Source organism: Streptomyces silaceus, from assembly GCF_001419745.1.
GTDB classification, from domain to species: domain Bacteria; phylum Actinomycetota; class Actinomycetes; order Streptomycetales; family Streptomycetaceae; genus Streptomyces; species Streptomyces silaceus.
The window spans coordinates 1-14,468 of sequence record NZ_LIRJ01000137.1 but is presented as its reverse complement, the minus strand read 5'-3'; the positions used below and the strand labels follow the sequence as shown (position 1 = coordinate 14,468).

General features: G+C 73.1%; 11 protein-coding genes and 2 pseudogenes. 5 read left to right on the top strand and 8 right to left on the bottom strand.

The window, feature by feature from the left end; genetic code table 11:
- Nucleotides 1-452, bottom strand: a pseudogene (locus AOK22_RS14895) (hypothetical protein); the annotation flags it as partial.
- 737 nt (nucleotides 453-1,189) lie between these two features.
- On the opposite strand from AOK22_RS14895, the gene rsgA reads away from it, so the two are divergent.
- Both rsgA and AOK22_RS14885 read left to right on the top strand, forming a co-directional pair.
- Nucleotides 1,190-2,317 carry a ribosome small subunit-dependent GTPase A gene (gene rsgA, locus AOK22_RS14890; protein ID WP_425264029.1) on the top strand — a complete coding sequence of 376 codons (1,128 nt, stop codon included), beginning with the start codon at nucleotides 1,190-1,192 and terminating at the stop codon, nucleotides 2,315-2,317.
- Nucleotides 2,318-2,525: 208 nt separating this feature from the next.
- Nucleotides 2,526-3,944, top strand: a complete 1,419-nt coding sequence (locus tag AOK22_RS14885; RefSeq protein ID WP_055699125.1) for a bifunctional transcriptional activator/DNA repair enzyme AdaA — start codon at nucleotides 2,526-2,528, stop codon at nucleotides 3,942-3,944.
- Between the two features lie 49 nt (nucleotides 3,945-3,993).
- On the opposite strand, the gene AOK22_RS14880 is transcribed toward AOK22_RS14885, so the two are convergent.
- The 5 genes from AOK22_RS14880 to AOK22_RS14860 form a co-directional block, all read right to left on the bottom strand.
- Nucleotides 3,994-4,836, bottom strand: a complete 843-nt coding sequence (locus tag AOK22_RS14880) for a hypothetical protein (protein WP_157872238.1) — start codon at nucleotides 4,834-4,836, stop codon at nucleotides 3,994-3,996.
- 229 nt (nucleotides 4,837-5,065) lie between these two features.
- Entirely contained in the window at nucleotides 5,066-5,437 is a 372-nt protein-coding gene (locus tag AOK22_RS14875; protein ID WP_055699123.1) for a PPOX class F420-dependent oxidoreductase, read from the bottom strand.
- Nucleotides 5,438-5,475: 38 nt separating this feature from the next.
- A complete protein-coding gene (locus AOK22_RS14870; RefSeq protein ID WP_055699122.1) occupies nucleotides 5,476-6,291 on the bottom strand; it encodes an NAD(P)-binding domain-containing protein in 816 nt (271 codons plus the stop codon).
- Nucleotides 6,288-6,776 (bottom strand): hypothetical protein, encoded by a 489-nt coding sequence (locus AOK22_RS42195; RefSeq protein ID WP_237773576.1) that lies wholly within the window; start codon nucleotides 6,774-6,776, stop codon nucleotides 6,288-6,290. The genes AOK22_RS14870 and AOK22_RS42195 overlap by 4 nt, the downstream gene beginning before the upstream one ends.
- Before the next feature lie 26 nt (nucleotides 6,777-6,802).
- Nucleotides 6,803-7,789, bottom strand: coding sequence for an alpha/beta hydrolase (locus tag AOK22_RS14860; RefSeq protein ID WP_055699121.1), 987 nt, complete (start codon nucleotides 7,787-7,789; stop codon nucleotides 6,803-6,805).
- A gap of 113 nt (nucleotides 7,790-7,902) precedes the next feature.
- Here AOK22_RS14860 and AOK22_RS14855 point away from each other — a divergent pair, with 113 nt between their 5' ends.
- Nucleotides 7,903-8,493 carry a TetR/AcrR family transcriptional regulator gene (locus AOK22_RS14855; protein ID WP_055699120.1) on the top strand — a complete coding sequence of 197 codons (591 nt, stop codon included), beginning with the start codon at nucleotides 7,903-7,905 and terminating at the stop codon, nucleotides 8,491-8,493.
- A gap of 30 nt (nucleotides 8,494-8,523) precedes the next feature.
- Here AOK22_RS14855 and AOK22_RS14850 read toward each other — a convergent pair whose 3' ends face one another.
- Entirely contained in the window at nucleotides 8,524-9,006 is a 483-nt protein-coding gene (locus AOK22_RS14850) for a DUF456 domain-containing protein (RefSeq protein ID WP_055699119.1), read from the bottom strand.
- Nucleotides 9,007-9,092: 86 nt separating this feature from the next.
- On the bottom strand, nucleotides 9,093-10,094 hold the full coding sequence (locus tag AOK22_RS14845) for a helix-turn-helix transcriptional regulator (RefSeq protein WP_055699118.1): 1,002 nt from the start codon (nucleotides 10,092-10,094) through the stop codon (nucleotides 9,093-9,095).
- Nucleotides 10,095-10,299: 205 nt separating this feature from the next.
- Here AOK22_RS14845 and AOK22_RS14840 point away from each other — a divergent pair, with 205 nt between their 5' ends.
- Both AOK22_RS14840 and AOK22_RS42710 read left to right on the top strand, forming a co-directional pair.
- A complete protein-coding gene (locus tag AOK22_RS14840) occupies nucleotides 10,300-14,058 on the top strand; it encodes a S8 family peptidase (RefSeq protein WP_055699117.1) in 3,759 nt (1,252 codons plus the stop codon).
- Between the two features lie 128 nt (nucleotides 14,059-14,186).
- A pseudogene (locus AOK22_RS42710) lies at nucleotides 14,187-14,468 on the top strand (protein phosphatase 2C domain-containing protein); the annotation flags it as partial.

The following is a 14,468-nucleotide window of genomic DNA, read 5'->3' as shown; positions in this document are numbered from 1 at the left end:
GCGTGGGGGATGGTGGCGGAGGCTCTGAGGCCGGGGGATGCGGCGGTCGAGTGCGCCGAGGAAGCGGCCAGTCGGCGCTTCAGGTCGCGGATCTCCGACCGCGCCCGGTGGACCTGGGCCGTAAGCGTCCTGACCCTGTCCTGCGAACGGTCCGCGGCCTCCTTGGACTTGCGGTCGTGGAGGTCCCGCAGGGCCGCGATCTGGTGCGGGGCGAGCCGGTCACCGGCCAGCTCGACGGCCTTGTCGACGAAGGACTTGGGCGCAAGCTGCTCCGCGCTGAGGTAGCGGCTGGCCGTCGAGGCATGCAGGGGATGCAGCTTGGCGTAGTCCCTGAGGGACATCCCCGTGACCTTGTACGCGGCGCGCAGGGCGTCGGCCAGGTCCCGATCGAGTGCGGGCAGATCCTGACTCAGCGGCTTCAGGTGTCCGCCCGCCCAGTGTTCTGACGGCACCACACAGTCCTATCGGTTGCGGACCCGACGCGTGCCTGTTGCCGGGGATTCGGCAACAGGCCGCGCTGTTGCCCCGCACGCCGGCAACGCGTTGCCACGGGCGCACCGGTGTTCCGGGCGGGACAGTCGGTGCGTGGCCATGACCGTGGCTGCGCACATCACACGGGAGAGGCACGTGAGCGACACGTGGGAGAGGCGGAGCGAACGATGCGAGAGCGTGAGAGGAAGTCGGCGGGAGAGGTCCTGCGAGGGTGGGTCCGGCACACGTGGCTGCTGTTCGGGCGGTACGTGCTCAGGGGCGCGGCGACCGCTCTGGGGGCAGCGCTGGCGGGATGGGGCGTGTGGTGGGCGGGCGGGCGCTGACCGTCGGTCCGGGGACGGGGACGGAAAAATGGTTGGTGCGGGGGAGCCCCCGTCCCGTACGCTCGGCCGCGCAGCCGTTGAGCACGGAGGCGCGCACGTCGTTCGAGCACGGGCGCGCGCACGTCCTCGCGTACGGATGCGCGTAAGCCGTTGAGCACGGACGCACGCAAGTCGTCGCGTACGGGAACGACGTGCCCCCACAGGCCGGGTGCACGGACGAGAGATCCAGGAGGTGGCCTTCGGTGATTGCCGTCGAGCAGGGCGCTGCCCGCACTCAGGAATTCCTTGCCACCCCTGTGGCCTCCGGCTGATCCACACCTGACTCTCCGCGCCGAGCGGCGCGCCGCCGGGGCCACCCTTCGAAGGGTCTCCCCTTGTCTTTCTCGTCTCTTCCGTTCTCCTCCCACCTGGGCTCCTCGCCCCTCCCGCACGCCCTGGTCCCCTACGGCTGGGACGCGGGCTGGGCGGCGGAGTTCGCCCCCTATGCCGAGCGGGGCCTCGTCCCCGGCCGGGTCGTCCGCGTGGACCGCGGCCAGTGCGACGTCGTCACCGCCGACGGGATCGTGCGGGCCGACACCGAGTTCGTCACCCCGCGCGACCCGCTGAAGGTCGTGTGCACCGGCGACTGGGCCGCCGTCGACCCGGACGGCGGTGACCCCCGCTACGTACAGGCGTATCTGCCGCGTCGCTCGTCGTTCGTGCGCTCCACCTCGTCCAAGCGGTCCGAGGGGCAGATCCTCGCCGCGAACGTCGACCACTCGATCATCGCGGTGTCGCTCGCCGCCGAGCTGGACCTCGGCAGGATCGAGCGGTTCCTCGCGCTCGGCTGGGAGTCGGGCGGGCAGCCGGTGGTCGTACTCACCAAGGCCGACCTCGTGCCGGACGCCGCCACGCTCGCGCACCTCGTCGAGGACGTCGAGACCGCGGCGCCCGGCGTGCAGGTCCTGCCGGTCAGCGCCGCGGCCGGAGAGGGCGTCGACGTCCTCGCCGCCGTCGTCTCCGGCGGCACGTCGGTGCTGCTCGGCCAGTCCGGCGCCGGCAAGTCGACGCTGGCCAACGCGCTCGCGGGCGACGACGTCATGGAGGTGCAGGCCATCCGTGACGTCGACGGCAAGGGCCGGCACACCACGACGACCCGCAACCTCCTGCTGCTGCCCGGCGGCGGGGTCCTCATCGACACCCCCGGGCTGCGCGGGGTCGGCCTCTGGGACGCCGAGACCGGCGTCGGGCAGGTCTTCTCCGAGATCGAGGACCTGGCCGAGGAGTGCCGGTTCCACGACTGCGCCCACACCGCGGAGCCGGGCTGCGCGGTCCTGGCCGCCGTCGAGGACGGCACGCTGCCCGAACGCCGCCTCGACAGCTACCGCAAGCTGATCCGCGAGAACCAGCGCATCGTCGCCAAGACGGACGCCCGGCTCCGCGCGGAGCTGCGCCGCGAGTGGCGGCTGCGGGGCGCGGAGGGGCGCGCGGCGATGGAGGCGAAGCGGGGGCGCGTGCGGTAGCGCCGCGCCGGCTCGGACGGTGAGGGGGGCGGGGAACCGCGCGGCGGTCGTGATCGCTCGCGCGGTTCCCCGCCCGTCTGTACGGGGCGCCTCACTCTTCTACGGGTCTACGGGTCTACGGGCTTCTGCGGGCTTCTGCGGGGCTTCTGGGGCGCGCCCCACCTCCGTGTCCGAATCCCGCCAGCCCGCGCGCCGGTCCCGGCCCACAATGGATGGCGTGATCGATGAAGAGACCAGGTACGAGGCCGTGCGCAGCAGGGACGCCCGCTTCGACGGAGAGTTCTTCTTCGCCGTCGAGACGACCGGCATCTACTGCCGCCCCAGCTGCCCCGCCGTCACCCCCAAGCGCCAGAACGTCCGCTACTACGCCACCGCGGCCGCCGCCCAGACCTCCGGGTTCCGCGCCTGCCGCCGCTGCCGCCCGGACGCCGTCCCCGGCTCCGCCGCGTGGAACGTGCGCGCCGACGTGGTGGGCCGCGCGATGCGCATGATCGGCGACGGCGTCGTGGACCGCGAGGGCGTCCCGGGGCTCGCCGTGCGCCTCGGCTACAGCGCCCGGCAGGTGCAGCGCCAGCTCACCGCCGAGCTGGGCGCGGGCCCGGTCGCCCTGGCGCGGGCCCAGCGGGCGCACACCGCGCGGGTGCTGCTGCAGACGACGGACCTGCCGATCACGGAGATCGCGTTCGCCGCCGGGTTCGCCAGCGTGCGGCAGTTCAACGACACGATCAGGGCGGTGTACGCGCTCACGCCGACCGCCCTGCGCGCCGCCGCCCCCAAGCGGGGCGCGGCGCGGGCGACGCCGGCCGCGGGCATCCCGCTGCGACTCGCCCACCGGGGCCCCTACCAGGCCCGTGCCGTCTTCGACCTGCTCGCGGGGGAGGCGGTCGCCGGGATCGAGGAGGTCACCGGCGAGCGCGGCGCCCGTACGTACCGGCGTACGCTCCGGCTGCCGTACGGGACGGGGATCGTGGCCGTCGAGGAGACGCACCCCGTGGGCGCTCCGACGACGGGAGGCGGCTCGCACACCGAGGCCGTGCACCGGGGCGGCTGGCTGGACGCCCGCCTGCACCTGTCCGACCTGCGCGACCTCACCACGGCCGTGCAGCGGCTGCGCCGGCTCTTCGACCTGGACGCCGATCCGTACGCGGTGGACGAGCGGCTCGGCGCGGACGCCCGGCTGGCCCCGCTGGTGGCCGCCCGGCCGGGGCTGCGCTCGCCGGGGGCGGCGGACCCCGAGGAGTTCGCGGTGCGCGCGCTGGTGGGCAGGGAGGCGGCGGAACGTCTGGTGGAGCGGTACGGGAAGGCGCTGGACGCCGCGTGCGGAACGCTCACCCACGTCTTTCCCGCCCCCGCCGACCTGACGGACGAGCCGGGCACGCTCGGCGCGCTGGCCGGGGCGCTCGCGGACGGAACCCTGCGCCTGGACGCGGGCGCCGACCGCGACGACGCGGAGGCGACGCTCCGCGCGCTGCCCGGCATGACCGCACGGACCATCGCCTTGATCAGAATGCGGGCCCTGGGCGACCCGGATGTCTCCCCACCCGACGAACCGACCCCGACCCTCGACACGTGGCGCCCGTGGCGCTCGTACGCGGTGTGCCATCTCCGGGCGGCGACGCCCGAGTAGCCGAAGTCCGGCGGCGCCTCGTGGGGGACACCGCAGGCGCCCACGGCTGCTACTGGAACCCCCGGATCTCGGCCGGAACGGAATGGTCGCGGCTCACTGTCGAGTCCCCGACTCCCAGCGAAACGGAGAACGTGCCCTCCGCGTGCTTGGATGCGAGGGTGCGGCCCTTTTCCACCGGGAGCGTCAAGGTGGGCTGGGCGCGCCCGCCGTCACCGAAGAAACCTCGGGTGACGTCGACCACGCGGAATGTCTTCGGGAACTCAAGATCTACGTTCACCGACTGCTTGGCCGGCAGCGCGATGCCGACGTCCACCGAGAACTCGAGGCTCCCGTCCACGCAGCCCTCGTGCAGCGAGCCCGTGGTCGTGTAGGCGTACTCGTCCGATCCCTTGGCCGTCCCCTCCACTTTCTGACGTTTCGGGTCTTCGGTTCGCGTGACGTTGATGACGTCCGTGAATCGGTACGACGCGCCTTGGTCGTGGCATCCGTTGACTCCGGTCATGGTGACGAAGTCGACGCGCAGGCCCAGGCGGTCGATGACGTACGGACTGGCCGCGTCATTGAGGACGGCCAGGGAAGTGCGGTATCCGGATTTCGACTGGGCCACCGAAATTCCCTGGATCCGCACGTCGTACCCGGCGTCGCTGAAGCCGAGCACGTGGTGGCGTACGGGCCTCCCGGTGCCGGGGGCGAGCGGCGTGACGACCATGGCCGCGACGACCAAGAGGCAGGCCGCTGACGAGGCGATACGCCATCGCGCCCGCACACGAAGGGATCCGTCGCCCGCGCGCCGGGTCCAGGTCAGTGCGGCACCGCCGAGGGCGGCGCAGCCGATCGCGATCATCAGGGCGATCGCCGACGCCGGGCGCTGCTGTGAAGCGGCGACCACCACCGATGTCAGAGTGCCGAGTGTGGAGACGGCAATCACTGCCCAATCGACACCGTTCCGCGGCACGCTCATTCGGCAGGCCCCCGCTGTCGCACGGCTCCAGGGGGCAATTCTTCCGCGCCGGCGATGCGCCGTCCATGGTGCTTGTCGTTTCTCCCAAGGCAGCCGTCCTTTTCGTGACACGAGGGGAGAGGGAGGGCTCCCGGAAAAAGGAAGTCCTCTTGTCCCGGCCTCAGCCCGGCTCCAAGCCCCAACTATGGATCCGGCGTGGATGGATGCGGATGATTTCCTCGCTGAAGTGGGGGCCCAGGTCGTGTGGGCCCGTGAGGAGTTCGGCCTCGCCTCTGATCTCGAGGCCCCTCACCCGCCACGGGTCCAGGCTCACGATGTCGTCGACGACCAGGGACACCTTCGGGTTGGCCAGGAGGTTGCGCCATTTCTTCGTGGTGCCCAGGGCATTTCCGCCCACCAGGATCGTGCCGTCGGGCTGGGGGAAGAAGCCGACGGGGTTCGCCTGCGGCTGGCCCTTCGGGTCGACCGTGGCCATGCGTCCCAGGCGTTGGGCGGCCAGGTACGCGCGCTCGGCCTCGCTGAATTCCGTCATGCCGCGAGCTTCGCACGCGTACCTCGCGGCGCGCGGGGTCAACGGAGACCGGCGAGGAGGCCGTCGAGCGCCTCGCGCAGGGCCTCGGCGTTGGACGGGGTGAACCAACTGGTCCGGATGCGTTCGTTGTTGCCGCGCGGCGTCTCGTGGTCGGCGGCCAGCTGATCGAGGGAGCGGGACCCGTCGCCCAGCGCCCGGCCCACGCCCTGGAAGAGTCCGCGGACGTAGCGGTCGGCGACGTCCGTGGCGATGCCCCGCTCCGCGGCCCACGAGGTGAGCGTCGCGAGGTAACCGTAGTGCGCGGTCAGCGTCCCCGTCAGTGCGGAGAAGACGTCGAAGTCCGCCTCGTCCGTGACGGGTTGCGCCCCGCCCAGCCCTTCGAAGAGCGCGTCCACCACCGGGTGGGACGGATACGTCACCGTGACCGAGCGGCGTTCGCGTACGGAGGGCAGCGGGATGGCCCGCACCAACTCCGCCTCTGTGCCCAGCAGTTCACGCAGCTCGTCGTTCGGCACGCCCGACATCACGTTCACCACGATCCTGGCGCCGGGCACCCGAAGCCCGGCCAGCGCCTCGTGCCGGTCCCCTCCTCGTACCGCGACGACGACCACCTCGGAGCGGTCCACCACGTCCTGGTTGTCGGCGCAGACCCGCACCCGGTCGTACCGTGCGGCCAGCTCCGCGCTCGTGCGGGCGCCCCGCGGGGAGAGGAACACCTCCGGCGGCCCGCCGCTTCCGTCCCCGTCTCCCTCGCACAGACCCGTCACCATGGCCCGGCCGATCTCGCCCACCCCGATGATGCCGATGCGCTTCGGGTGCGCCGTGGTCTCCCCCTTCGTGGCGTCCGTCCTCATCGCGCTTCCTCCCGGCGCCTCCACAGCAGCGCGATCGCCACGAGCGCCGCCAGGCCGGGCGCCATCCCGGCCCAGCCCAGCGCCGGCGGCAGGCCGGTGTCGCCCGAGGTGTCCTCGGTGAGCAGGCCGGTCAGCCCGATGGCCGCGCCGAGGGCGAACAGCGTGGTGGCCATGGGGCGGGCCCACCTCTTGCCCGCCCTGACGGCCCACGCGCTCCAGAGCCAGGCGGCGGCGCCGAGCGCGCCGATGACGGTCAGCAGGGCCACGTACGTGGTCACGGCCGCGTCGACGCGCGCCTCCGTGTAGGCGGGGTAGCCGGCCCGGACGTGGTCGGCCAGCAGGTGGGTCGTGGCGCGGTCGACGTACGGGAGGGCCGTCGCGGCGACCGTGAGCCCGAGGCCCGCGTACATCGCCGCGAGCGCCCCTCGCCCATGCCGTGCCGTTCTCGTCGCCGGTGCCGTCCGGGGCGTATGCGACTTCGTCATTGCGGTGTTCTCCCTTCGTCTCGTCCTCAGGCGCCGAGCGCGGCCCGGAGGAACTCCTGTATCTCCGTACGCGCGGCCTCGGCCTGCGGTACGAGGCCCGGCAGGCTGAGGAACGCGTGGCCCGCGCCCGCGTACTCGGTGAGCCGGGTGGGCGTGCCCGCCGCCTCCAGCCGCTCGGCGTAGCGGCGGCCGTGGTCGGCCAGCGGGTCGAGGGTGGGCACGACCACGAGCGTCGGGGGCAGTCCGCCGAGGTCGTCGGCGTGCAGGGGCGAGAGCGGGCGCGGGTCCGTGCCCGTCGGCACGGCGAGCCGCCGGAACAGGTCCAGTTGCGACACGGCGAGGGTCGGGGTGCGGTCGTACGCGGCGATCGAGTCGTGCTCGAGCATCGCCTCCGTCACGTCGACGGCCGGGTTGACCAGCACCTGCGCCCGCAGCCGCAGGCCGGTGTCCCGGGCCCGGAGCGCCGCCAGCGTGTTGATCAGGGCGCCGCAGCTCTCGCCGAAGACGGCGGTCCGCGCCGGGTCGACGCCCCACCGCTCGGCGTTCCGCACCACGTGCCGGAGCACGTCCCAGCCGTCGTCGGCGGCCGCCGCCAGGGGAGTGTCCGGGGACAGGAGGCGGTGCTCGACGGAGACGACGAGCGCCGGCAGCCGGGCGGCGAGGTGGCTGGTGACCCAGTCGCTCTGCACGGCCGTGCCCACGTACCCGCCGCCGTGCGTGTGCAGGACGAGGGGCAGGGCCGCGCCGTCCGGGCCCCGGCCGTCGTCCCGTCCGGCCGGGCGGTGCACCCGGACCCGGACCTCGCGGTCCGGCAGCGTCACCGTCTCCCAGGTGATCGTGGCGCCGGGGTCCGGCGTGCCGGTGAGCGCCCGTGCCGCGTCGGACGCCCGGAAGCGGTTCTCGGCCGCGCTGTAGGCGGCCAGTTCCTCGGGTGTGACCGTCGGCCAGTCCGGCTCCGGCGGGCGCCCCGCGGCGGTGGCGGCGGCAGTCGACGTGGCGGTGATCTCGTTCATGTCGTCCCTCTCGTCCGTGTTCAGGGCAGGTGTGACCAGGGAGTTTCCGTGTAGAGGATTACGCGACCCGAAGTATCGATACTCAAGGTAGCGGAAAAAGGTATCGTGTGGGTATGGCTTCGAGTACTTCCAGCGGCGGATCCGTCAGAGGGCCCGGCCGGCCGCGCTCCGGCATCCACGAAACGGTCTTCGCCGCGACACTCGGCACGGTCCACGAGCTCGGGTACGCGCGCGCCACCGTCGAGCGCATCGCCGCCGCGGCCGGTGTCGCCAAGTCGACGGTCTACCGGCGCTGGCCGACGAAGGGGGCGCTGATCGTCGACTGCCTCCTGGACGCGTTCGGCCCGGCGCCGCTGGAGGGTGCGAACCGCGCCGAGATCATCTCCTCGACCATCCGCTGGATCGCGAGGACGATCGGGGAACCCGGGGTGGGCGACGCGTTCGCCGGTGTGTTCAGTGACGCCGTCAGCGATCCCGCCCTGCGCGTGATCCTCTCCGAGCGGCTGCAGGACCCCTACCGGATCGCGCTCCAGGACGCGCTCGACGAGCCGGAGCAGCGGGTCCTCTTCCTCATCGACGTCGTCGTCGGAGTCCTGCTCCACCGGATGGGCATGACGGGGGAGCCGATGGTCGACGCGGACGTCGACGCGCTGGTCGAGATGGTCCTGCCGCAGTTCGCGGACGGACCGGACGCGGGGAAGTGAGTCGGTGAGGCGCCGGAAGCCCTCGGCGCCTCACCCCCAGAACACCGCCCCCAGCCACGCCCCCACGATCAACAGGCACGCGAACAGCTCGGTCAGCACGCTGCTCCCGCCCATCCGCATGGCCGTCCGCGTCGCCGCCACCGCCTCGCCGTGGCCCCCCAGACGGAGCCGCTCCCCGGCGTAGATGCCGCCGATGAAGCCGGGGATCGCGCCGAGCACCGGCACCACGCAGAAGCCCAGCAGCGCCCCGGCGCCCGCGAAGACCGCCATCCGGCCGGTCGCCCCGCTCTCCCGCAGCCTGCGGGGCGGCAGCTGCCAGCGCACGGCCTGCGCCGCGAGCAGCGCGACGGTCGCGCCGACCAGGACGCCCCAGGCGAGGCCGTTCGGGTCCTGGAGCGCCCACCACAGCACCGCGGCCCACACCAGCCACGGTCCCGGCACTCCGGGCACCAGTACTCCGCACAGGCCGAGCAGCATCACCACGCCGACCAGCAGGAGTTCCCACGCTCCCATCTGCCCAGCGTGCAGGAGATCCGGCGAAACCGCAGGTCAGGTTAGTCCTGCGGGCGCAGCGGCGGACGAGGGCCGAAGGGCCGCGGTCAGAGCCCCGCCCCTCGCCCCCGACGCGACACCCAGTCCTTCTCGTACGCGTGCCAGCCCAGCTGGAGCCGTGTCGTCACGCCCGCGAGCTCCATCAGCCGCTTCACCCGGCGCTGCACCGTGCGCAGGCCCAGGTCGAGCTGTTTGGCGACGCTCGCGTCGGTGAGGCCGGCGAGCAGGAGCGAGAGGATCTCCAGGTCCGTGCCGTCGGGCCCCTCCGTGCCGTCCTCGGCGACCGTGCCGTCCTCGCCGAGCCGCAGCGGCAGCGCGTCCCGCCACACCGCCTCGAAGAGGCCCGCGAGCGACTCCAGGAGCCCGCTCGCGTGCACGACCAGCGCGGCGGGCTCCGCCGTGCGCGAGGTCAGCGGGACCATCGCGAGCGAGCCGTCGGCGATCACCAGCTTGGTCGGCACGCGGTCCACCACGCGCACCTGCTCGTCGCGGCCGATCGCCGTCGCCAGTTCGACGAGGCCCATCGGCAGGTCGAGGACGGTGCGCTCGACGACCACCCGGTAGCTCACGCCGCGCCGAGTGGCCTGCTCCTCGGCGCTGTTCTCCATGCCGGTGACCGCGATGGGGCTGCCGGTCACCAGTGCGCACACCTCCGCGCTCGCGCCCAGCTGCAACTGGAGGAAGCGCTGGGAGACGGCGGCCGCCCCGGTGACCACCTCGACCAGGTCGTGGACGGTGGGCTCGGCGGCCTGCGCGCGGTACTCCTCGGCGAGCAGCGTCGCCGCGAGCTCCGCCTTCTCCAGCTCGTGCCGCTGCTGGGTGAGGAGCGCGCCGAGCGCGACGCCGGGCGGCGCCGCCACCCAGCGGCCCGCTCTGCCGGAGGCCTGCGCGGCCAGCCCGTGCCGCTCCAGGCGGCGCAGCGTCCGCTCGGTCTCGGGCTCGCCGAGGGTCAGCCTGCGCGCGAGATCGGGCACGTCGGCGGCGCCCACCGACACCAGCGCCCGGTACGCCGACTCGTGCGTCTCGTCCAGACCTATCGCTGCCAGCATGCGGCGACGTCCTCCCCAAGGCTCCGTACCTGCGGCGTCGTGGCGGGAAACGGCCACGGCGTAAACCCGCCCCGGGACATCATCCCCGCACCCCCCGTCCCAATGACAAGGTGACGCCACCGCAGCACCAACCGCGGCCGGTTTTGCGGCCTTTGGGCCGAATCGGCCTGCGGTTCTTCATGCCCATCGACCCCTGGGGAGAGCGATGCGTCCGATAGCGCGCACGGCCTTGGGAGCGGCGTCCGCCGTCGCCCTCGCCGTCACCGCGGCCGTTCCGTCCGTGGCCGTGCCACCCGCGGACACCGGCGGCAAGAGGCCGCTGACGGGCGCCGCCCCGCAGCGGGAGGGCAGCTCCGTCGTCACCCTCGTCACCGGCGACCGGATCCTGGTGACGCACGACGGCACGGGCCGCGCCGGCGCCACCGCGCTGCCCGCGAAGAACGGCACCACGCCCCTGATCCAGACCCGGCAGTCCGGCAAGGACCTGTACGTCTACCCCGAGGGCGCCGTCCACGCGATCGCCGCGGGCCGCGTCGACGAGGAACTCTTCAACGTCACCGGGCTCGTCCGCCAGGGCTACGACGACGCGCACACCGGGGACCTGCCGCTCATCGCCGTGTACGACCGGTCCGTCGACGTCGCCCGCGCGGTGCCCGCCACCCCGCGCGGCGCCGAGCGCGGCCCCGTCCTCGCGTCCGTCGACGGCATCGCCCTCAAGGCCGACAAGAAGAAGGCGGCCGCCTTCTGGGCGGAGATCAGCGGCACCAGGTCCCGTGCCGCCTCCGGCCTGAAGAAGCTCTGGCTCGACGCCAAGGTCGAGGCCACCCTCGACCGGTCGACCAAGCAGGTGCACGCCCCCGAGGCCTGGGCCGCGGGCTACGACGGCAAGGGCACCAAGGTCGCCGTCCTCGACACCGGCGCCGACGCCGGTCACCCCGACCTCAAGGGCCGCATCGGCGCGACGGAGAACTTCACGGACTCCCCGGACAACGAGGACCGCCAGGGGCACGGCACCCACACCACCTCCACCGTCGGCGGCTCCGGCGCGGCGAGCGGCGGCAAGAAGAAGGGCGTCGCGCCCGGCGCCGAACTGCTGCACGGCAAGGTCCTCGACGACAGTGGATCCGGCGCCACTTCGTGGATCATCGCGGGCATGGAGTGGGCCGTCGCGCAGAAGGCCGACGTCGTCTCGATGAGCCTCGGCAACCCGGCGCGTACCGACTGCACGGACCCGATGAGCACCGCCACCGAGGAGCTCGCGCGGTCCGCCGAGAACACCCTGTTCGTCATCGCGGCGGGCAACACGGGACCGACACCCAACTCCGTTTCCTCGCCCGGCTGCGCGCCGAGCGTGCTCACCGTCGGCGCCGTCGACCGCGACGACACCACGGCCTCCTTCTCCAGCCGCGGCCCCGCGTACGGCTCGCACACCCTCAAGCCGGAGATCGCCGCGCCCGGCGTCGGCATCTCCGCCGCCGCCGCGGGCGGCCGGGGGATCTACGCGTACCAGTCCATGAGCGGTACGTCGATGGCGACCCCGCACGTCGCGGGCGCCGCCGCCCTGGTCAAGCAGCGCCACCCCGACTGGAGTGCCCAGCGGATCAAGGCGGCCCTCGTGTCGTCCGCGGACAGCGCGATCCCCGGGACCGCGGGCGAGACCGGCGGCGGGCGGCTCGACGCCAAGGCCGCGATCGACCAGAAGGTGCTCGGCTCCCCGGCGGTGCAGGGCGGCTCCTTCGGCTGGCCGCAGGACTCCTCGGACCGCACCACGGTCGACGTGCCGTACACCAACACCACGGACAAGCCGGTGAAGTTGAGGCTGTCGCTCCAGGGCGTCACCGGCAACGACGGGTCCACCGTGCGCTCCGGAGTCGCGAGCCTCGGCGCGCGCTCCGTGACCGTCCCGGCCGGCGCCACCGTCCGGGTCCCGCTGAGGATCACCCCGGACGCCGACCTGAAGCGCGCCCAGTACGGCGACCTCACCGGCCGTGTCCTGGCCACCGCCGACGGCGGCACCCGCGTCTCCACCCCCTTCTCCCTCCACGTCCAGCCGGAGACCGTCAGCCTCCGCGTGAAGCTGATCGACCGCAACGGCAAGCCCGCTGACGGACCGTCATCACTCGACCTGATCGGCACCGACACCGCGAGCGGCGAGCGCCGCTTCAACGAGGGCGCGAACGACCAGACCTACCAGGTCAGGCCCGGCGCCTACTTCCTGACGGGATTCGTCGCGACCCCCGACGCGGGCGGCGACGGCAGGCTGACCGACTCCCTCACGCACATCGCGCGCCCCCAGGTCGAGGTGAAGAAGGACACGACGATCACCCTCGACGCCCGCAACGCCCACCGCCTCGCGATCAAGACGGACCAGGCGTCCGAAGTGCGCGGCGCCACCCTCGCCTTCGCCCGCACCTGGGGCAAGGACAACTGGCTGCACGCCGGCACCGCGGCGGGACCCCGCACCATCCGCGGCTTCTACCAGTCCGTCGAGGGCAGGGCCACCGACGGCACCTTCGAATCGGGCAGCTACTGGCGCGCCGCCGCGCCCCAGATCTCCCGGCTCGCCGTGGCGGGCGGCAAGCCGCTGCACCCCGTGACGGCCTCCACCGGCTCCGCCAACCTCGACGGCACCGGCAGGGCCGCACTCGTCGACGCGGGCTCCGGCACGCCGGACGAACTCGCGGCGGCCGCGGTCAAGGGGAAGATCGCACTGGTCCGGGTCCCGGACAGCGGCAGCGCCACCACCGTGGCGGCCGACGCGAAGAAGGCGGGCGCCCTCGCCGTCCTCGCCCACCGCGAGGCCCCCGGCCGCTGGTACCCCTCGGCGGGCTTCGCCGGATCCCCGCTGCCGGTCCTCGGCGTCCCCGCGGATGAGGCGGCGTACCTGCTGTCCCGACTCGGCTCCGGGAAGGCCGAGTTGACCTGGCGGGCGACGGCGAAGAGCCCCTACGTCTACAACCTGGCGTTCCCCGGGACGGGGCAGATCCGCGACGACCGCACCTACCGCGTACGGGACAAGGACCTCGCCGCGAACGAGGCGACGTACCGCGCGATGGGCACCGCCACGGACTACGTGGACCTGCCGTCCGCCGTCCGTCCCACGGGACTTGAGGTCTACTTCGCCGACATCGAGTCCGCCCCCGCCCCCGGCAGGCGCACCGAGTACTACTCCGCCGGTACGACCGGCTGGGGCCACCAGGTCTCCAGCAGCTTCCCGTACGGCGAGTTCATGATCGACCCCGTGCGGACGTACAAGAAGGGCGAGCGGCGCACCGAGAGCTGGTACGAAGGCGTCCTCACGCCCGGAGCTCCGCGCGACGCCGAGGGCAAGGAGGCGCTCGCCGGTGAGCGGCAGGGCAACCTGATCGGCGTGGCACCCGGCTTCTGGTCGGACGCGCAGCACGCGGGAATCCAGGGGAGCTTCGGCGACATCGGCTCCGTGGAGCTCAAGCGGAACGGCGAGAGCCTGGGGCAGTCGGGCTGGCCGTCCGGGGTGTTCACGGTCCCGGCCGAGGACTCCGCGTACGAACTGACGCTCTCCACCATGAAGATGGGCTCGCAGGTCTGGAAGCGCTCCACGCGGACGGAGACGACCTGGTCCTTCCGCTCGCACCTCGACGAGGAGACGTACTCCCAGGGCATCCCGATGCTGTTCCCGACGTACCGCGTCCCGGAGGACGGTCTCAAGACCCTCGCCGCGAAGGACGGACAGCGGATTGAACTCGGTGCCACGGGACACTCGGGCTACGAGCCGGGCGCGCTCACCGAGGCGCAACTGTCGTACTCCTACGACGAGGGCGAGACCTGGACCGCGGCGGACACCGTCGAACGGGGCGGCACGTGGACCGCGACCGTGGACCACGCGGGCGCCTCGGGCAAGCAGGTCTGGCTCAAAACCCGGCTGACGGACGCGCAGGGCAACTCCGTCGCACAGACCGTGGCACGCGCCTACGACGTGCGCTAGCCACACCGGCACCGCCGGGCGGGTCCTCCTGTGGGGGGTGGGGCCGCCCGGCGGCCCCATGTCCCCAGGATGGCCGGAATTTCCGGATGCACCGTTTTCGTGCGCCCTCAGCGGTGGAAAATAGGGGCATGAGCCAGCAGGGGGAGAGGCACACCGGTCGCGACGACGACTGGTGGGGGCAGCTGTACGACGACTCCACGCAGGACACGGGCCCGACGCCCGCACCGGACACCCTCGACGACAGGTTCGCCTCGGCGGCGGACGCGGTGAAGGAAGGGTTCCCCTCCCAGCGGGACCCGTCCCAGGAGCCCCCTCCGCCCCGGGCCCCCGCGGGCGGGGAGTTTGCGGGTGCGGACACCGGGGCCACCGGGGCTGCCGGGGCCGCAGAGGCCGACGTGCCGGATGAGGAC